The organism is Bradyrhizobium sp. AUGA SZCCT0160 (assembly GCF_018130105.1).
In the GTDB taxonomy this organism is placed as follows: Bacteria; Pseudomonadota; Alphaproteobacteria; order Rhizobiales; family Xanthobacteraceae; genus Bradyrhizobium.
The window spans coordinates 92,863-111,165 of record NZ_JAFCMD010000007.1; the positions used below are offsets into that span (position 1 = coordinate 92,863).

General features: G+C 63.0%; 19 protein-coding genes. 6 read left to right on the forward strand and 13 right to left on the reverse strand.

Going from position 1 to position 18,303, the window contains the following annotated elements; all coding sequences use genetic code 11:
• Positions 1-77: 77 nt before the first annotated feature.
• The 3 genes from JQ558_RS13895 to JQ558_RS13905 all read left to right on the forward strand — a co-directional run bounded on the left by JQ558_RS13895 (position 78) and on the right by JQ558_RS13905 (position 3,337).
• Positions 78-2,030: a diguanylate cyclase gene (locus tag JQ558_RS13895; RefSeq protein WP_212293960.1), complete on the forward strand. Its 1,953-nt coding sequence runs from the start codon at positions 78-80 to the stop codon at positions 2,028-2,030.
• Between the two features lie 190 nt (positions 2,031-2,220).
• Positions 2,221-2,445 carry an MJ0042-type zinc finger domain-containing protein gene (locus JQ558_RS13900; RefSeq protein WP_212272234.1) on the forward strand — a complete coding sequence of 75 codons (225 nt, stop codon included), beginning with the start codon at positions 2,221-2,223 and terminating at the stop codon, positions 2,443-2,445.
• A 76-nt stretch (positions 2,446-2,521) separates the two neighbouring features.
• Complete coding sequence (locus tag JQ558_RS13905) at positions 2,522-3,337, forward strand: RMD1 family protein (RefSeq protein ID WP_212293961.1); 816 nt, start codon at positions 2,522-2,524, stop codon at positions 3,335-3,337.
• A 38-nt stretch (positions 3,338-3,375) separates the two neighbouring features.
• On the opposite strand, the gene JQ558_RS13910 is transcribed toward JQ558_RS13905, so the two are convergent.
• The 5 genes from JQ558_RS13910 to JQ558_RS13930 all read right to left on the reverse strand — a co-directional run bounded on the left by JQ558_RS13910 (position 3,376) and on the right by JQ558_RS13930 (position 7,282).
• On the reverse strand, positions 3,376-3,516 hold the full coding sequence (locus tag JQ558_RS13910; RefSeq protein WP_212034879.1) for a hypothetical protein: 141 nt from the start codon (positions 3,514-3,516) through the stop codon (positions 3,376-3,378).
• A gap of 65 nt (positions 3,517-3,581) precedes the next feature.
• Positions 3,582-3,881: an acylphosphatase gene (locus tag JQ558_RS13915; protein ID WP_212208956.1), complete on the reverse strand. Its 300-nt coding sequence runs from the start codon at positions 3,879-3,881 to the stop codon at positions 3,582-3,584.
• The gene (locus JQ558_RS13920) at positions 3,882-4,760 is read right to left on the reverse strand and encodes an oxaloacetate decarboxylase (RefSeq protein ID WP_212272232.1); all 879 of its coding nucleotides are present in this window, start codon (positions 4,758-4,760) and stop codon (positions 3,882-3,884) included.
• Between the two features lie 121 nt (positions 4,761-4,881).
• The gene (locus JQ558_RS13925; RefSeq protein ID WP_212293962.1) at positions 4,882-6,897 is read right to left on the reverse strand and encodes an acetyl/propionyl/methylcrotonyl-CoA carboxylase subunit alpha; all 2,016 of its coding nucleotides are present in this window, start codon (positions 6,895-6,897) and stop codon (positions 4,882-4,884) included.
• A 175-nt stretch (positions 6,898-7,072) separates the two neighbouring features.
• Positions 7,073-7,282: a hypothetical protein gene (locus JQ558_RS13930; RefSeq protein WP_212272230.1), complete on the reverse strand. Its 210-nt coding sequence runs from the start codon at positions 7,280-7,282 to the stop codon at positions 7,073-7,075.
• A gap of 427 nt (positions 7,283-7,709) precedes the next feature.
• Here JQ558_RS13930 and JQ558_RS13935 point away from each other — a divergent pair, with 427 nt between their 5' ends.
• Entirely contained in the window at positions 7,710-8,474 is a 765-nt protein-coding gene (locus JQ558_RS13935) for a thermonuclease family protein (protein WP_212293963.1), read from the forward strand.
• A 67-nt stretch (positions 8,475-8,541) separates the two neighbouring features.
• Positions 8,542-10,995 carry a PAS domain-containing sensor histidine kinase gene (locus JQ558_RS13940; RefSeq protein WP_249142458.1) on the forward strand — a complete coding sequence of 818 codons (2,454 nt, stop codon included), beginning with the start codon at positions 8,542-8,544 and terminating at the stop codon, positions 10,993-10,995.
• Between the two features lie 16 nt (positions 10,996-11,011).
• On the opposite strand, the gene JQ558_RS13945 is transcribed toward JQ558_RS13940, so the two are convergent.
• The 5 genes from JQ558_RS13945 to JQ558_RS13965 all read right to left on the reverse strand — a co-directional run bounded on the left by JQ558_RS13945 (position 11,012) and on the right by JQ558_RS13965 (position 15,822).
• Positions 11,012-13,705: an EAL domain-containing protein gene (locus JQ558_RS13945; RefSeq protein WP_212293965.1), complete on the reverse strand. Its 2,694-nt coding sequence runs from the start codon at positions 13,703-13,705 to the stop codon at positions 11,012-11,014.
• A gap of 121 nt (positions 13,706-13,826) precedes the next feature.
• Positions 13,827-14,504: a hypothetical protein gene (locus JQ558_RS13950; protein WP_212293966.1), complete on the reverse strand. Its 678-nt coding sequence runs from the start codon at positions 14,502-14,504 to the stop codon at positions 13,827-13,829.
• A gap of 23 nt (positions 14,505-14,527) precedes the next feature.
• A complete protein-coding gene (locus JQ558_RS13955) occupies positions 14,528-14,974 on the reverse strand; it encodes a PPC domain-containing DNA-binding protein (protein ID WP_212293967.1) in 447 nt (148 codons plus the stop codon).
• 56 nt (positions 14,975-15,030) lie between these two features.
• Entirely contained in the window at positions 15,031-15,318 is a 288-nt protein-coding gene (locus JQ558_RS13960; RefSeq protein ID WP_212294067.1) for a hypothetical protein, read from the reverse strand.
• A 126-nt stretch (positions 15,319-15,444) separates the two neighbouring features.
• The gene (locus JQ558_RS13965; RefSeq protein ID WP_212293968.1) at positions 15,445-15,822 is read right to left on the reverse strand and encodes a tautomerase family protein; all 378 of its coding nucleotides are present in this window, start codon (positions 15,820-15,822) and stop codon (positions 15,445-15,447) included.
• A 110-nt stretch (positions 15,823-15,932) separates the two neighbouring features.
• On the opposite strand from JQ558_RS13965, the gene JQ558_RS13970 reads away from it, so the two are divergent.
• On the forward strand, positions 15,933-16,790 hold the full coding sequence (locus tag JQ558_RS13970) for a LysR family transcriptional regulator (RefSeq protein WP_212293969.1): 858 nt from the start codon (positions 15,933-15,935) through the stop codon (positions 16,788-16,790).
• On the opposite strand, the gene JQ558_RS13975 is transcribed toward JQ558_RS13970, so the two are convergent.
• From JQ558_RS13975 to JQ558_RS13985, 3 genes are all read right to left on the reverse strand, one after another.
• Positions 16,768-17,025 carry a hypothetical protein gene (locus JQ558_RS13975; protein ID WP_249142459.1) on the reverse strand — a complete coding sequence of 86 codons (258 nt, stop codon included), beginning with the start codon at positions 17,023-17,025 and terminating at the stop codon, positions 16,768-16,770. The two genes, JQ558_RS13970 and JQ558_RS13975, sit on opposite strands and share 23 nt — an antisense overlap.
• Positions 17,026-17,150: 125 nt before the next feature.
• A complete protein-coding gene (locus tag JQ558_RS13980; protein WP_212208945.1) occupies positions 17,151-17,762 on the reverse strand; it encodes an NYN domain-containing protein in 612 nt (203 codons plus the stop codon).
• A 165-nt stretch (positions 17,763-17,927) separates the two neighbouring features.
• Complete coding sequence (locus JQ558_RS13985; protein WP_212293970.1) at positions 17,928-18,197, reverse strand: hypothetical protein; 270 nt, start codon at positions 18,195-18,197, stop codon at positions 17,928-17,930.
• Between the last annotated feature and the right edge of the window lie 106 nt (positions 18,198-18,303).

Sequence of the window (18,303 nt, forward strand, 5' to 3'; positions counted from 1 at the left end):
CTATTGGCCGCTAGATTCCGGCCACGCATTTAGCTTGCCGGTCAGAATGATTTGGCACTCCCCCATCAAGGCGGAAGATGCCCGACCGACACCTCGCAAACCAAAGCGGCCTCCTGCGGCGGATCACGCCGGGGATGGTCGTGGTGTTCTTTGCACTGGTCATGACGGCATGCATCCTGGGCGTCGTGGTCTGGAAGGCGCTCGAAGCCAAGTCGGCGGCGCTGTCGCGCGGCTCCACCGACATTCAAAACCTCGCCCACTCGCTGGCCGAGCACGCCGGGCACACCATCCAGGCGGTCGACATCGCGATGAGCGGCATGGTCGACTTGCTCAAATACCGAAACCCGGTGCCGGAACGTTTCAACAAACATCTGGCCGACACCGCGGCCGCGCTGCCGCAAATACGCGAGATCGGCGTCCTCGATACCGAAGGCAATTGGCGCTACTCGTCGCTGCCGGAAACGCCGCGCTATAACAATAGCGACCGAGGCTACTTCGCCTATCATCGCGACAGTGCGGACAGGACGCTGCGCATCAGCGAACCGATCCTGTCGCGCCTCACCGGGCGGCCGACGATCCTGCTGTCGAAGCGCATCAGCAAGGAGGACGGCAGTTTCGGCGGCGTGCTGACGGCCGCGATCGAAAGCGACTATTTCAGTGGCTTCTACCGCGCCTTCCAGCTCGGCCCGGACGGCGGCATCAGCCTGCTGCGAAATGACGGCGTCGTCATGTCCCGCTGGCCGTTCTCGAACCAGAGCACCGACCTTTCCAGACTGGACCTGTTCACGACACACCTCAAACGGAGCTCGGCCGGATACTACAAGATCACGTCACCGTTCGACGGCATCGTAAAGTATTTCGGCTACGAGCAGGCGCCGCGCTATCCGCTGCTCGTCACGGTGGCGATGTCCGAAGACTGGCTGCTCGCCAGTTGGTCGATGGACCTGCGCACGGATGCGATCGTGGCGGTGGTATTGCTGTGCGTGATCATCCTGCTCGCTGCCCTGCTCTCGGCGCAGTTCAATTTTCGCGTCAGGACCGAACGCGCGCTGCGGGAGAGCGAGCAGCACTATCGCCTGCTGGCGAACAATATCGCCGACGTCGTGATCCTGCTCAATGGCCGCGGGACGCTTCGTTATGTGTCCCACTCGGTCGAACAGATGCTGGGCGTTCGTCCGCAGGACCTCGTCGGCAAATCCTGCTTCGACATGGTTCACGCCGAGGACAAGCAAGGCGTGATGGCCGCGAGCGCGCGGCTGAACGGTTCGGGCGCCGTCAGCACAACCGAGTTCCGGACCTACCGTGCCGACGGATCGATCGTATGGGTCGAAAGCAACTTCAAGCAGGCATCGGAACGCGACAATCCCGCCGAGGCCGAGTTTGTCGGGGTGCTGCGCGACATCACGGAACGCAAGCGGATGGAAGATGAGCTGAACCTGCTCAACCGCCGCCTGACCCGGCTTGCGGCCACCGACGGTCTGACCGGATTGACCAATCGCCGCACCTTCGACGGCTTCCTGGCGCGCGAGTTTGAGACCTGCGAAGAGATTTCGGTGCTGCTGTTCGATATCGACAACTTCAAGGGTTACAACGACACCTATGGACACCAGGCCGGCGACCGCTGCCTGCAGGCCGTTGCCCGCGCCATCGGCGATGCGACCTCGAATACATCGGGCCTCTCCGCGCGCTATGGCGGCGAGGAATTCGCCGTCGTTTTGCCGAACATTTCCGAAGACGATGCATTGAAAGTCGCCGAATCGATCCGGCTGACCGTGCGCGCCCTCGGCCTTCCCAACACCGCCGCCAATCGTGGCTTCGTCACCATCAGCGCCGGCATCGCCAGCCGGACGGGTTCGACGCCTGGTGAGGCTGCGCTGGTCGGAGAAGCCGACGTCGCGCTTTACGAAGCCAAGCGTCTCGGCCGCAATCGTAGCATCGTCTATTCATCGCTGAACCTGCGATATGTCGAAACCGGTTCGATCCAGCACGATCCAGACCTGCCGCCCGTCAAACGGAAGCTGGTGCATTAGCGCGCGCGTGTGCGCATCAAGGTCTTTGGCGAGACCATCCACATATAGTTCTGCATGTCAGCCCTGCTGCCATAGCGGCCGGATTTAGCGCGTGCGCCCAAATTTTATGCGGCTTGCGTCAAGCTGAATCCTTGTGGCGCCACATTGATCCCGAACAATCGCAGCTGCGGAAAACACTGTCAGGTTCCCCATGAAAATATCAGATTTCACCTGCCCATCCTGCGCGTCGGCTTATGAGGTCGCGGAATCAAGTTCACCGATCGGACGGCCGGGCCGGATTGAATGCACGACCTGCGGCCAGCTTCTCGATGCCTGGCAGGGTCCCAAGCTGAGAGCCTATCGGTTGGTGATGTCGTCGGAACACAAGTACCGGCACATCGATGCGCCGCCCTCTCCGATTCGCGCGACCGCATAAGCCGATATCGCATCGCGCCTGTCATCGAACACGCGTAATCTCCGCCGGCCAGCATCGGCCTCGAGGAGACGGCGAGATGACCAAACCCGAATTCATTCCCGCTGAAATCGGGACGCGGGTGACGGTGCACGCGCTGCATGTTGGCGACCGCATCAATACGATCGGCTTCGAAAAAGAGGCGCTCTCGGCGATCCCGCTCGCGATCAGGGTTGGCACGAGCGGCGTCGCGGTTCTGTTTCGCTACGGCGTGGCGGTGCTGATCGGCCTCGCGCCGGAAGAACACAGCCGCTTCCTGGAAACGCTGAAACGCCGGATCGACGGCAAACTGGCGCGTCCCGAAGAGGAAGCCGCCATTCTCGCCTTTTCCGGCGAGGCCGAGGATCAGGTCCAGTCCGGCGGACCCATACAGTTGCGCGACATGTCGCCGGCAAGGTTCCTTGTCGTTGCCGACGTGCTGGCCAAGAGCGTCGTCCTGGCGCACGACGAACGCGAAGTGGCGAAGGTATTCGAGATCATCGAACCGTTTGCCAAAGAGCTGGCAGATCACGGACGAACCCGCCGTGATCGAAAAGGGATCATGCAACTGATCGGAAGCGCCCTGCTGGTCCAGCACAGGGTATCCGGCCGTGTCGCGATCGGAGAGAAGCCTGACGTGCTGTGGGATCGTCCCGACCTCGAGCGGCTTTACGCCCGGCTTGAAGACGAATACGAACTCAAGGAGCGCCTCGATGCCCTCAACCGGAAGCTTGCCGTGGTCGCGGAGACCGCCAACACCCTTGCCGATATCATCGACACGCGCCGAACCCTGCGCCTCGAACTCATCATCGTCGGGCTGATCGCGTTCGAAGTCATCATCACGATCTATCAGCTTTACATGGGCAAGGGTCACTGACCCCGGGCTTGGCCGCACGCCCCTCGCCAGCGCGGACGCTATCGCGTCCCCGGCCGCCACGACAGATCATCCGACCACAGATAGATCGCGATCGCAGCCAGGCACAGCACGAGGCCGACCCAGAACATCGGCGAATGATGGACACGCCTCCAATCGCGTTCGGAAGTTGGCGGTTTCATGGATCACCTCGTTGGCGGGTTTCGGCCAGTGGCGACTATGGCAACGAACTTGATCCGCGCCAATGTCAGATCGTCGGCAACACCGAGAACCGCTCCCCTGGCCGCAGCAGTTTCAGCGCGTCGGGATGGGCGTCCTCTTCCCTTACCGCGTCGACCCGCGCCAATGGCGGCCCGCGCCGGCACGCTGCGATCATGTCGGCGACGACATCCGCAGGCCCCGCGAACAGCGCCTCGACGCTGCCGTCCCTGCGATTGCGTACCCAGCCCTCGACATCACGCGTCATCGCCTCGTCCGCGACCCAGGCACGGTAGCCGACGCCCTGTACCCGGCCCGTGACCGTGACATGGCGGATCGCGCCGGTCATCTATTTCTTCAGCCCGAGAAATTCGGCGCTGCGCGCCTTCACATCGGCTTCGCGCATGGCCCGGCCGGTCAACTCAGACGATGCGAGGCCTTTGAGATTCTTCGGCGAGGCTCCCTCGCGCAGTGCTTTCAGCGTCTCGTAGACGGCCTGCGTGGCGGCGGCGAAAGGCGTGTGTCCCTGCAGCGCAATCTTCACCCGCTGACTTCCGAGAAAGGCCGCATCATCGAGTTCGCCCTGGGGGTTGCCGAGCACGATTGGCAGCGTCGTCACCGCGGCAATCGCCTCGACTTCCCGGCGCGTCGTGAGCCCGGTGAAGAACAGTGCATCGACGCCGGTGGCGTTGTAGGCCTTCGCGCGCACCAGGCATTCCTCGAAGCTCGCCGCCGACGGGCCACCGCCGCGTGTTCCGGTGCGGCCCATGATGACCAGCGCGGGATCGCTGCGCCCGTCCAGCGCCGCCTTCATCTTGCCGACGCCCTCTTCGAGCGGGATTAGCTGCGGCTCCGAGACGCCGAAAGCCTGCGGCAGCAGCGTGTCTTCGATGGTGAGGCCCGCAGCACCCGCGGTTTCCAGTTCCTGCACGGTGCGCCGGACATTGAGCGCGTTGCCGTAACCATGGTCGGCGTCGACCAGCACCGGCAATGAAGCGGCCCGCGACATCCGGCGCATCTGTTCGGCGAGTTCGGTGAGCGTGATCAGCGCAATGTCAGGATCGCCAAGCACCGCCAGCGAGGCCACCGAGCCGCCGAACATGCCAAGTTCAAAGCCGAGATCTTCGGCGATACGGACGGAAACCGGATCGTAAACCGAACCCGGGCGGATGCAGGCGGATCCGTTGAGGATGGACCGCAGTTTTTCGCGGCGTTGTTGGAAGGCCATCGAGATTTCCTCCGTGTCTCGTCATTGCGAGGAGCGTTAGCGACGAAGCAATCCATTCTTGCTTGGCTGTTCTATGGATTGCTTCGCTGCGCTCGCAATGACGGCTTGATTGCTCCGGGGGTTACGCAAACTCCAAAATCAGCGCATCCACCGCGAGCGTGGCGCCGGCGGCGGCGTGAATCTTCTTCACGGTGCCGTCGCGTTCGGCGCGCAGCACATTCTGCATCTTCATCGCCTCGACCACGGCCAGCGTTTCGCCGGCCTTGACCTCCTGCCCTTCAGCAACCGCGATCGACACCACCAGACCGGGCATCGGGCACAGCAGCTTCTTGCCGGTATCGGCCGCCGAGTTCACCGGCATCAGCCGGGCGGCCGCCGCCTCGCTCTCGGTGAAGACGTTGACCGGAACTTCAAAGCCCTGATGCGCCAGGCGGATGCCGTTCGGGATCGCGCGCACCTGCATTGCCACATAATGGCCATCGATGGTGCCCTGCCAGACCGGCTCGCCCGGAGTCCAGTTCGAGACCAGTTGATGCGGATTGCCCGGCAGATCGTCGGTGCCGATGAAGCGCACCGCGATTCCATCGGCTTCGCGCGCGACGTCGAGCGCGATTTCCGCGCGGTCGAGCCACACCGCGCGGCGGCGCTCGCGCTGCACCAGCCGGCCGTTCAACTGGCCGGAAATCTGTCGCTTGCGTTCGCCGATCACGTGATCGATCGCAGCCCCGACCGCAGCCAGCCGCCGCGCGATCTCGCCTTCGGGCGGCCGCGCTGCAAATCCCTTCGGGAACTCCTCGGCGATGAAGCCGGTGGACAAATTGCCCTCGCGCCAGCGCGGATGGCTCATCAGCGCGGAGAGGAACGGAATGTTGTGTCGGATGCCGTCGATATAGAACGAATCCAGCGCCGTCGACTGCGCCTCGATTGCGGCCGCCCGCGACGGCGCATGCGTCACGAGCTTGGCGATCATCGGATCGTAATGGATCGAGATCTCGCCGCCCTCCTGCACGCCGGTGTCGTTGCGGACCGTGATGCCGTCATGGCTCGCTTCCGCGGGCGGGCGGTATTTCACCAGCCGGCCGATCGAGGGCAGGAAATTGCGGAACGGATCTTCGGCATAGACGCGCGATTCCACCGCCCAGCCGGTCAGCGTGACGTCCTTCTGCGCGATGATAAGCTTCTCGCCGGCAGCGGAGCGGATCATTTGCTCGACCAGATCGATGCCGGTGATCAGTTCGGTGACGGGGTGCTCGACCTGCAGGCGGGTATTCATTTCCAGGAAGTAGAAGCTCTTGTCCTGGCCGGCGACGAATTCCACCGTGCCGGCGGAATCATAATTCACGGCCTTGGCCAATGAGACCGCCTGCTCGCCCATCTTGCGGCGGGTGGTCTCGTCGAGCAGCGGCGACGGCGCCTCCTCGATGACCTTCTGATTGCGGCGCTGGATCGAACATTCGCGCTCGCCGAGATAGATCACGTTGCCATGCTTGTCGCCCAGCACCTGGATTTCGATGTGGCGGGGATCGACGATGAACTTCTCGATAAAGACGCGGTCGTCGCCGAACGAGGATTTGGCCTCGGCCTTGGCAAGGTTGAAACCTTCGGCGACCTCGGATTTCGAATGCGCGATGCGCATGCCCTTGCCGCCACCGCCGGCGGACGCCTTGATCATCACGGGATAGCCGATCTCGTCGGCGATCTTGACCGCATGCTTTTCGTCCTCGATGACGCCGAGATGTCCCGGCACCGTTGAGACCTTGGCCTTGGCGGCGGCCTTCTTGGATTCGATCTTGTCGCCCATCGCGGCGATGGCGCCGGGGTTCGGACCGATGAAGACGACGCCCGCCTCGGCCAGCGCGCGCGGAAAGGATTCGCGCTCGGACAGGAAGCCGTAGCCGGGATGCACCGCCTGCGCCCCGGTCTTGCGGCAGGCCTCGACGATCTTCTCGATCACAAGGTAACTCTCGGCCGCGGCCGGCGGGCCGATCAGCACCGCCTCATCGGCCATTTCGACATGAACCGCATCGCGGTCGGCCTCGGAATATACGGCTACCGTTTCGATCCCCATGCGCCGCGCAGTCTTGATGACCCGGCAGGCGATCTCGCCGCGATTTGCGATCAGAATTCGTTTGAACATGTGCTTCTTGCTTGAGCTTTACTTGAAGGCTTGGATTTTAAGGCTTGGGGCAGGATCCTCACCCGCAATGTGACATGCGGGAACGCGGCTAACAAACCCGTCGTACAGCAAAAATCGACCGAGGCAACGGTCCAGTTTCAGGCCGCCTGCTCAGGCCGCGGCCCGCTGCAGCCCATCAGCCGGAATAGCTGTGAAATCGGCCGCGCGCATAGGCGTGCGACACCGCCTTCATCAGTTCGCCGACCTCGGTTTCCAGATATTCATTGGCCACGACCAGCGCGCGGACGGTCGCGCGCATATCCCCGCCGCAGGCCGAAATGGCCTGATCCACCGCCGTTTCCAGTTCGTCATTCAGTTCGGTGGCTGGCTGGGAGGAAGAAGACATGGAAATGATCCTTGAGCCCCATGTTCTCTATTTGTTCTAAACAAGTCAACTGATAGTCCCGACCGGCCCACGATTTCCCCGACTAATCACCGGGAGGCCCCGGGGCCAATGGAACCGAATATCGAGATCGCGAAAGACCCCGATTCGAAAGCGGACCGGATGGCTGGTGGCCGTCATCGTGTTTTTGGCGATGTATGCGGTCGCGATCAGCAGCGACCACACCTGGGCCTAGCGCTGGGATGGCTGCCTTCGGCTTTCCTCGCTGCAGTATTCGGCTGGACTGCGTACAGCTTTCCCTGGCTCTTCAGTGTAGTTGCGACCCTCACGCGCTGCTCACAGCCTTTTTCTAGGTGCCATAGTTATTCCTCCGCTAGCACTGGCCCGTGCTAGAAGGTCGTGCCCGCCGAAATGCATTTGAAGTGAGACAATGCGATTCCTGATTTTCTTTGTCGCGATGCTGCTCGTGACATGCTCCCCCGTATCCCAAGCTTGGGCCGCCACGGCGACCGTCAAGGATGCCGGCACGCTTCAACTGGGCAACGTCACCTACCGGCTCGACGGGATCGACGCCCCGGCGTTCGATCAGCTCTGCATCGACGAACATGCCGACAGCTGGACCTGCGGCATCGAGGCGCGCGATCAACTGGTCAAGCTGATCGGCGGCCGCCAGGTCCGCTGCGACGATCTCGGCCCCGATCCCACCTTCAAAAAGCGGCGCCTCGGCGTGTGCAAGATCGAGGGCGACACCACCAGCCTCAGCCAGTTGCTGGTCCGCCAGGGCTTCGCCCTGAATATCGACGCCTCTGCAACCGGGCGTTTCAAGACCGACGAGGCCCGCGCCAGGGACGACCGTCAGGGACTTTGGAAAGGCTGTTTCGCAGCGCCGCAAGAGTTCCGCCGCGGCCTGAAGGACGGCACGCTGCTGGGCGCCGCATGCCGCGCCGACCGCGACCGCCAGATTCGCGAGGCCCTATTCCCCGAGGATTTCGTGATGCCGTCCGGCTGCAACATTAAGGGCAAGTTCGCGGTGCGCGCCCGCGTCACCGGCAATTTCGGCATCTATCATCTGCAGGCCTGCCGCAGCTATCCGGGACTGACCAATCCGGACCGGTGGTTTTGTTCCGAAGAGGACGCCCAGGCCGGCGGGTTCCGCAGAGCCTATAATTGCCGGCCCCCCGCCAAGAGCAAATGAAAGCAAATGATGCTGGCAAACCTTGCGCCTCTCGTGTGAGAGTGTGGCAAGAGGCTTGCGGGCGCGTATGACTCCTCCTGATCATTCCAACCCACTTCCTGAAGCAGCCGCTGCGGAAAGGCTGCGTCAACATCTCGAAGAAATCGCGCGCGAGCGCGACCGGGCTCATCGCGCGCTGCAGGAACGCGAGGCGGAGCTGGCGCGGATCCAGCGAATAGCCGGTGTCGGCGGCCTCGAGATCGATTTTCGCGACGGCGTCAAGAATCGCCGCTCTCCGGAATACCTCCTCGTTCACGGGCTGCCGCCCGAGGCGGCCGGCGAGACCTATTCGGACTGGGTTAGTCGAATCCATCCCGAAGATCGCGAGCGGACGGTCAAACATCTGTTCGGCGTGCTGCGGAGCGAGAGCGAGGACTATTCGGCCGAATACCGCATCATTCGGCCGAATGACGGCAACATCAGGTGGATCCGCGTCGTTGCGAAGATCGAGCGCGGCCGCGACGGTCGCGCGCAGCGCCTGGTCGGCGCCGATCTCGACGTGTCAGGTCAAATGCTGGCCCAGGAAACGCTGCGCGAAAGCGAGGAGCGCTTCCGCCTGATCGCCGACAGCGCCCCCGTCCCGATCTGGGTCACCAAGCTCGACCGCACGCGCTCTTTCGCCAACCAGGCCTATGTCGATTTCCTCGGGTTGCCGTTCGAGCAGGCGATCGGGTTCGACTGGCGCAAGGTGCTGCATCCGGAGGACCTGCCGCGCATCCTGCAGGAATCGGTTGCCGGCGAGGCCTCGCTGAAGCCGTTCGTGCTGGAGGCCCGCTACAAGCGCGCAGACGGCGAATGGCGCTGGCTGAGGTCGGAATCCCAGCCGCGCTGGGACCCGACCGGAAACCACATCGGCTTCATCGGCGTCGCCCACGACATCACCGCCGCCAAGCAGGCCGAAACCGAACTGCGGAGACTGAACGAAACCTTGGAACTGCGGATTACCGAGCGGACGGCGCAACTGGAATCCAACGAAGCCCAGATGCGCGCGATTTTCGAGACCAGCCACCAGTACCAGGCGCTGCTCAATCCCCATGGCGATGTGCTCTACGCCAACAAGACGGCGCTGGACGGCATTCGCGCCGACGCCGCCGACGTCATTGGCAAGCCGTTCTGGGAAACGCCGTGGTTTGGCGCCACCGAGGGCATGCCTGACGCCGTCCGCAATGCCTTCGTCGCGGTCATGAGGGGCGACGAGGTGAAGACCGAGATGCGGCTGCATCTGCCGGTCGGCGAGCGCTATTTCGACTTCGCGATGCGCCCCTTGCGCGACCAGCACGGCGCCGTCATCGGTGCGGTTCCGGAAGCCATCGACATCACCGAGCGCCGCAAGGGCGAGGAAGCGCTGCGGCAGTCGCAGAAGATGGAAGCGGTCGGCCAATTGACCGGCGGTGTCGCGCACGATTTCAACAATCTCCTGACCATCATCCGTTCCGCCACCGACTTCCTGCGCCGCCGCGACCTGCCGGATGAGCGACGCCGGCGTTACATCGATGCGATTTCCGATACCGTGGAACGCGCCTCGAAACTGACCGCGCAATTGCTGGCGTTTGCCCGCCGGCAGCCGCTCAAGCCCCAGGTGTTCGATGTCGGTGCCCAGGTCGAAGCCGTCGCCCAGCTGGTTCGTCCGCTTGTCGGCCCAAGGATCAGGATCGAGGTCGATATATCAGCACCCGACTGCTTCGCGATTGCCGATATCGCGCAGTTCGAGACCGCGCTGATCAATCTTGCGGTCAACGCGCGCGACGCCATGGAGGGCGAAGGCCGGCTCGCGATCAGCGTCAGGAAGGCTCATTCCATCCCTGCCCTGCGTGCCCAGACCGCACGCAGCGGCGACTTCGTCGCCATCGCCATGACCGACACCGGCCTTGGTATCACCCCCGAGCACATCGAGGCGATCTTCGAACCGTTCTTCACCACCAAGGAAGTCGGCAAGGGAACCGGGCTCGGCCTCAGCCAGGCCTTCGGCTTTGCCAAGCAATCCGGCGGCGATATCGCCGTTCTCAGCGAGCCCGGACAGGGCGCGACCTTCACCATCTACCTGCCGCAGGCCGCGATGCCGACCCAGGCGGCGGAAGCCGCGGCCGCTGGCCAGGAGCCCGGCCCGCGCGGACGCGGCTACCGCGTTCTCGTGGTCGAGGACAATGACGATGTCGGACAGTTCTCCACCGAGCTGTTGGAGGACCTCGGCTACATGGTGCGCCGCGCCGACAATGCCGACACCGCGCTGGCGATCCTGGCCGAGGACGAGTTTGCCGCCGATCTGGTATTCTCCGACGTCATCATGCCCGGCATGAACGGGGTCGAGCTCGCCGGTGTCATTCGCGAACGTTATCCGGGCCTGCCCGTGGTGCTGACCAGCGGTTACAGCAACGTACTGGCGGAAAATGCCCATCGCGGCTTCGAGCTGATCCAGAAACCCTATTCGGTCGAGTCGCTGTCGCGCATCCTGCGGAAGGCGATTTCAGACGCGCGGCTTTAGCGGCGATCGGCAGCCGTTACGCCGCATTCTCGACCGCGGTCGGGCACGCGGCCAGCAGCGCGCGGATTTCATGCGCCGGCCGGGCCGCGCTGAACAGGTATCCCTGCATCTGGGTGCAGCCCAGATTCTGCACGGTTTCGCGCTGCTGCAAGGTCTCGACACCTTCGGCCGTCGTGATCATGTCGCGGTCGGCCGCGATGCTCACCACCGCCTTGATGATGGAGGCCGAACTCGAATTGCAGGTGACTTCCTTGACGAAGCTGCGGTCGATCTTGATCTTGTCGAACGGGAAGCGCTGCAGATATTGCAGCGAGGAATAGCCGGTTCCGAAATCGTCGAGCGCGATATGAACCCCAAGCGCGCGCAATTGATTTAGCGCCACAAGCGCGGCGTCATCGTCCGCGATCAAGACCGCTTCGGTGATCTCAAGCTCCAGCCGGCGTGGATCGAGCCCGGTGTCGGCGAGTACAGCGGCGACCTTCAGCGACAGCGACTGCGAGCGGAACTGGATCGGCGAGACGTTGACGGCAACGCGCACATGCGCCGGCCAGGTCGTCGCTTCGGCGCAGGCGGTCCGCAGCACCCACTGTCCGATCTCCTCGATCAGGCCGGTCTCCTCGGCCACCGGAATGAAATCGGCGGGCGAAACCATGCCGCGCAGCGGATGCCGCCAGCGCAGCAGAGCTTCGCAGCCCCTGACCTCGTCGTTGCGCAAATCGACCAGCGGCTGGTAGTGCAGTTCGAATCCGCCATCGACCAGCGCCGCGCGCATATCGCTCTCGAGCTCGCGGCGACGATTGGCCTGCTTTTCCATGCTCGGTTCGAAGAAGCGATAGGTCCGGCGGCCCGCCGCCTTCGCCGCATACATCGCCAGGTCAGCGCTCTTCAGCAGCGCGAACAGATCGGAGCCGTGACGCGGCGCGACTGCGACGCCGATGCTGGCGTCGCTGGAAAGGCGATGGCCGTTGCAATCGAACGGCGTCCGCAGCCGATCGTAAATCCGCGCGACCAGAATGCTGACGTCGTTATCACACGTGACGTGACGCTGCACGACGGCGAACTCATCGCCGCCGAGACGGGCGACGAAGTCTTCGGGCCCGACCGACTGGCGCAGGCGATCCGCGACGCCCTTGAGGAATTCGTCGCCGATCAGATGCCCGAGCGAATCGTTGATGCGCTTGAACTCGTCGATGTCGATGTAGAGGATCGCGAATTGCGCGGCTTCGGATTCCCCGAGCAGCGCTTCGGCATGGCGCTGGAACAGCGTGCGGTTCGGCAGATTGGTCAGCGCGTCGTAATGGGCGAGATGCTGGATCCTCGCCTGGACGCGCCGCCTCTCGGTCACGTCTTCCAGCGTGGTCGCCCAGCCGCCGTCCGGCGAGCGCTGGTAGATCAGCTGGATCGTGCGCCCGTCAGGTGTCGTCGTCTCGATGATCCGAACGCCGTCGTCCGTGGGGCTCAGAAATCTCGCGCAATAGGCGTCGACGTCGCCGACAAAGGAGCCCTGCTCCTGGCGATGCAGGATGATGTCGCGCAAATGGCAACCTGGTTTGACGATCTCGGGTGATATGCCGAACATGTCGATATATTGCTGGTTGCAGACCACGAGGCGGGCCGAGGAATCGAACAGCAACAGGCCTTGAGTCATGTTGTTGATGGCGGCGTCCAGATGCTGGGTCTTTTCCGACAGCTTGTACTGGGCTGCTGCATGCTGGCTGCGCAACTGGCGCACGATCAGGAAGATCATGACGACAACGACGATGATCGCGAGCGCCGCCGCGCAAAACTGCAGTTTGGTCTGCGCCCGCCAATCGGCCAGCGCGGTCTCGGTCTTGGTGGTCGCAACGATCAGGATCGGAAAATGCATGAGCGAGCGGACCGCACCAACCTTGTCCTCATTCTCCGACGAGCTGGTGAAGCGTCCCGAGATGTTGCCGTTCAGGGCGAGCGCCCGCTGAAACGACGGCGACTTGGCGACGTTCACGCCGAGCAGCTTGGCTTCTTTCGGATAACGGGCGATGATAGTGCCGTCGCGGTGGATCATCGAAATCGCGGTATCGCTGTCCAGCGCCAGGGAGCCCACAAAAGCTTCGAAATGCGACGGCTCGACGCCGCGGCTGGCAAAGCCGATGATCTCGCCATTGCGGCCGACGATCTTGCGCGCAAACACCGTGGTCCAGACTTTCGTGACCTTGCTGACGACCGGTTCGACGATCACGTCGGGCGTCGGCTTTCCCGAGGTGAATTCCTGGAAATAACGCCGGTCGGAAATGTTCACGTCTCCCACCGGCCACATCTGGGAGGTATTGATCAGCCAGCCCTTGGCATTGAACAGGTTCAGGGCGCCGACATGCGGCAGCGTCGCAAGCCTTGTGCGCACCATCTCATGCGCGCTCAAGGTCGACATTTTCCTTTCGAATTCGTCTGGTGTGTTGACCCCACCGGCCCGGATATAGTTCAGGACGTCGTCGTGGACGTGCTGGAGATCGCTGAGCTGCTGGTCGAAATGGCGCGACAGCAGCAGCGCGGTGTTGTTGAGTTCGCGCTCGGCAACGTCCAGCGCACGCTCGCGGAATTGCAGCGCGAAATAGCCGGTGCCGAGCATGATCGCGATCACCGTCGCCGCGGCGCACAGAATGAGCCACTGCACCACGCCCAGGCGCATCCGGGACAGCACGCCGGCGATTGACCACCGCAGGCTCCCCGCCATGACGCTATCCGATGCACTACCCGGCATTCTTGTCCGCCCCCACAGTCGCTTTTGTACGGGAAGACAACCCAAGAGGGCGTTAGCAAAATCAGTTATTGCGGGGTTAAAGCGCGCACCCGGATCAGGCCATTTCCGGAACTTCCGCCTCTTTCAAGCTGCACTCGATCAAGGCCCCGTCGATCGCGAATGCCGAGAATGGCGAAAGCTCCGTCACGACCTGCAGCGCCGCGAAGAACTGCGCATCGCCGGGGCTCTTGAGGAAGAACCGGACATGCCCCGCCGACAGCGTGTCGCGCGACAACCATACGATCCCGGAGAACAGGGCGACCATGGTCTGCGCGTACTGGCCTGATGTAGCGACCCCGAGTTCGTAGAGCGGCGAGACCACGACAAAGCGCGCGCGCAGGATCGGGGTCGGAAATTTGCTCATCATCAGGCGGCTGACCTGACAAGCCGCGTGAATCTTCTCTCCGTCCGAAAGGCAATACAGCGTCGGGTTGTCGCCGTCCTTGGTCAGGGCGTCGAACGCCGCGTAGCTACCGTTCGAAAACGTGGAAAAGTCTTCGCCGACGCTTTCAGCGTCCTTCTTCCATTGCGCCTTGATCGAACGCCAGGACTTGTCGGAGCTCATCGGCAGGAGGCGCATGATTAACCGGTGGTTAACACAGGACGTGGTCGCCGGTATTTTATAGCCTTCGGCTAAACGTTTGCTTACGGCCTGGGTCCGGCGGCAAACATTTGTGACGATTCGTTGATGCCGGGGGTGTCGGCGCAGGCTCGCCTTGCCGCGGGGCAGCATCGCCTCCGACTGAAGCGCTAGCCTTAGCCCGCAGCGATATCGATCAGCGCGATCCCGATATCCGCCCGCTTCTTCCGCCGCAGCCTGGCGGGGACTTCGGTCAGCACCACCTCGAGTGTCGGCCGCACCGTGCCGGAAAGCAAATGGCCGCCCCGCGTCGATCCGTCGGACAGTCCGAGCACGATGTGGACGTGAAGGCTGGCCTTGCCGTCATCGCCGACGGCAACGTCGCCGAGCGCGCTCAGCACTTCGCATTGTTCGTTGACCTCGATCTTCTTGTAGGTCTTCGTTGCAAAATCGAACCAGCCGACGACAGCCTTTTCGAAGGCGCCGATCGCCGTCACGGACGCCGCCGTCATCCTTGCCTCGTTCGCAAACCGCGTCAGCGCCGCGAACGCCTCTTCGCCGGACTCCAGAATGACGACGTGGATCCGCCCGCCGGGGTCGTCGGAAACAAGCTGGTTCTTCATATCGATATCCTGCGTTTGCGGCCGCGGTACATGGCTTCTCATCGGCGAGCGATCGCCTAGGCCTTCTTGCCGGGCGGATCGCCGCCTTTATCCACGCGGCTCACCTGCTGGGCGCGCGCCTTGTCCTTTGGCTGATCCTGTCCGCGCTTATCACGGACAATGCCCTGATCCGCACCCTTGGCACGATCCTTGTCTCGTTCCTTGGCCCGATCCTCGGAGGGTTCGGCCTCACTCTCCGCTTTCCGCAACCGCGACTGTCCTTCCCTCACCAGCAACTCATCGCCGAGCATCTGTCCAATCACCTGCTCGGTTTGCGCCTCTGCTTTCTCTCTGAAGGTGCTCATGCAAATCTCCTTTCATGGAGAACGGTTGAAAGCAGCAAAGTTTCCGGTGGAGCCGATCAAAGATCTGCATACGAATGGGTTCCGTCTGCATACGAGACAGTTCCGAGCTGACTAACGATCCTCTGCTCAAGCGAATTGCGCGAGCCCGTGGCCGACGGACCAATTCTCCTTCGCGGCGTCGAGCACGTTCACGAACACATCCTCCGGCCGTATGCCGGGGCGCTCGCCAAGCAACTCCGCGATCCGCCGGAACAGCACTTTCTTCTGTTCCGCGGTGCGGTTGTCGAACACGGTGATCTGGATAAACACGAGGTCGTCGCTCCGGACGACGCCAAAGGCAGCGCCGTAACGGAAGTTCGCTGCGTCATGCTCCGTGATGGTCATGAACTGGTCGTCTTCGGGCACGTTCAACGCTTCGCGCATCGCGCGATAAAGGCTGTCGAAGATCGCCTGGCGGTAGGCTTCCGGCTTTCCGGCGCGCAGTGAGATGTGTAGCAGCGGCACAGCTGATCCTTTCCATATCGTGCTGGTCCATTTGGACTGGCCGTAACGCTAAACGCCGCCGGACTATTTTGATATGCTATGGATACGGATATCAGCTATAATGGCTGGAAATGACAGAACGCCCCCTCGACCTCGATGCCATCAGGGCTTTCGTCCGCATCGCCGAACTTGGCAGCTTCACGCGCGCGGCTGAGGCCATGCGGACGACGCAGGCCGCGGTCAGCCTGAAGCTGAAGCGGCTCGAGGAGAGGTTCGGCTGCCGGCTCATCGAGCGGACGCCCCGCTACGTGCAGCTTTCGACGCAAGGCGCAGCCTTTCTCGAACACGCCCGTGAACTGCTGGCGGTGCACGATCGTGCGCTCGCCGTATTTGCCGGTGCCCGGCAGCGCCTCACCATCGGCATCAGCGACCATGTTGCGGGGCCGGAGCTCCCGGCGCTGATCGCACGCATGAACGCGCAAGACCCGCAGCTGTTGATCGAAATCCGGATCGGATCGTCGGGCGACCTGCTGCAAAGCTTCGACCGGCGCGAGCTCGATACGGTGATCGTCCGCCTCGAGGCCGGGCGGAACGACGGGGAAGTTATTACCGAAGAGAAATTCGGCTGGTTCGCAGCACCCGGCTGGCAGTACCGCGCGGGCGAGCCCTTGCCGCTTGCCACGATGGCCGAGCCCTGCGGCGTGCGTGCAATGGCCGGGCGGCTGCTCGATGCGGCGAACGTGCCCTGGACGGAAATCTTCGTCGGCGGCGGCGTTGCGGCGGTCGCAGCCGCCGTCATGGCCGGGCTCGGCGTTGCGGCGTTGGCGCCGCGCATGCTGCCATTCGGCGCCGTTGAGGTCGGCTCCAAGCTCGGGCTTCCCGATCTGCCGCGCTTGCCGGTCTTGCTGCACTCCAGGGTCAAGGACGGCCGGCCGCGCGATGCGCTTGCCGCGCTTTCGGCTGCCTTCAGGAGCGCGGTCCGAGGTTAGCCAACGCCTCTGGTTCATGGGGCAAGGCGCTGCTCGCGCGCGAACTCGCGTCCGGCTCCGCCTGCTTCGCCGACGGCTGGCGCAGCCACTTCAGCAACTCGCGGACGCTGAAGGCGATCACCACCTCATGGTGCCGCATGCCCTTACCGCCCTTGACGAGGCCGAGATCGCGCACCACGCAGAAGCGCCCGCTGCTCATGCGGGCCAGGCGGCAACCTTTGAAGAAACCGAACATCGCACAATGATGCATCGGGACGCGATCCCGTCAATTCTTGACGGTGCGCGAATCCCTTTTGCGCGCGGGGATTCGTTCATCAGAACAAACACAGCACGGATGAGCGGGACGACATCCCGGAGACATCATGACCTGAGGTCATTCCCATTGATCGCCGCGTGCGACGGGAATTGCGACGATTGCTGGCGTATCTCACGTGCCGCCGGCCGCTCCGACGGATCACGCCCGAGCACTGGCTTCAATTCGGCAAGATCGATGAAGGCGTCGGCCTGACGCCGCAGGTCGTCCGCCACCATCGGCGGCTGGCTGACAATGGTAGAGATCACGGTCACGTGGACGCCGCGGCGCTGCACCGCTTCGAGCAGCGAGCGGAAGTCGCCGTCGCCCGAGAACAGGAACATCCGGTCGACATGATCGGCAAGCTCCATCGCGTGGACGGCGAGCTCGATATTCATGCTGCCCTTCACCTTGCGGCGGCCGCTGGGGTCGATGAACTCCTTGGTGAGCTTGGTGACGACGGTGTAGCCGTTATAGTCGAGCCAATCGATCAGCGGGCGGACCGATGTGTATTCCTGATCCTCGATAATGGTCGTGAAATAGAACGCCCGCAGCAGCGTACCGCGGCTCTGGAATTCCTTGAGCAGACGCTTGTAATCGACGTCGAAACCAAGCGCTCTGCAGGTCGAGTAGAGATTGGCGCCATCGATAAACAGCGCGATCCTGTCGGACGATAACATCAGGCACCAGCCCCCCAATTCGAGATGCGCAGCTCAGCAGAGTGACCGGCTTCGGCTCTGCGGACAAGTTGAAGGACACCGCAGCTGGCCGACGCGGGTGGCGTTGACGCCCCGGAGCAAGGGATCGTCGATGCACCACGCATGGTTCGGGCGAGCCTTGTCAATCTAGCGGGTCTCTTCATGATCAGTCCACCTGCAGCCGCCGAGAACGGCCGCACTCGCCTCAAGGAAGGCAAGATAGTTTTGATAGCAAACCAGAACGCCAAAATCGACCAGATCCAGCGCGGCCTCCCATGACCGATCGATCGGCACGGATCGCGCGCCTCCAGGAATGACGTAGGGTTGGAAGTTGGAGTTGGTGCTGTCCTGACGGCGTTTGGCACCCGGGCGAATATCGTTCGAGCAGTGGATCAATTGCAGGCTTGGCTTTGGCATCTCAATCCCCGAATTTGTGGCGGTACGAGACGGCGGTCGTTACGCAAGCGATGTTTACAATGCGGCTACCCCGGACAGCGGCGCCGAGGTTCAACGTTCAATCAGC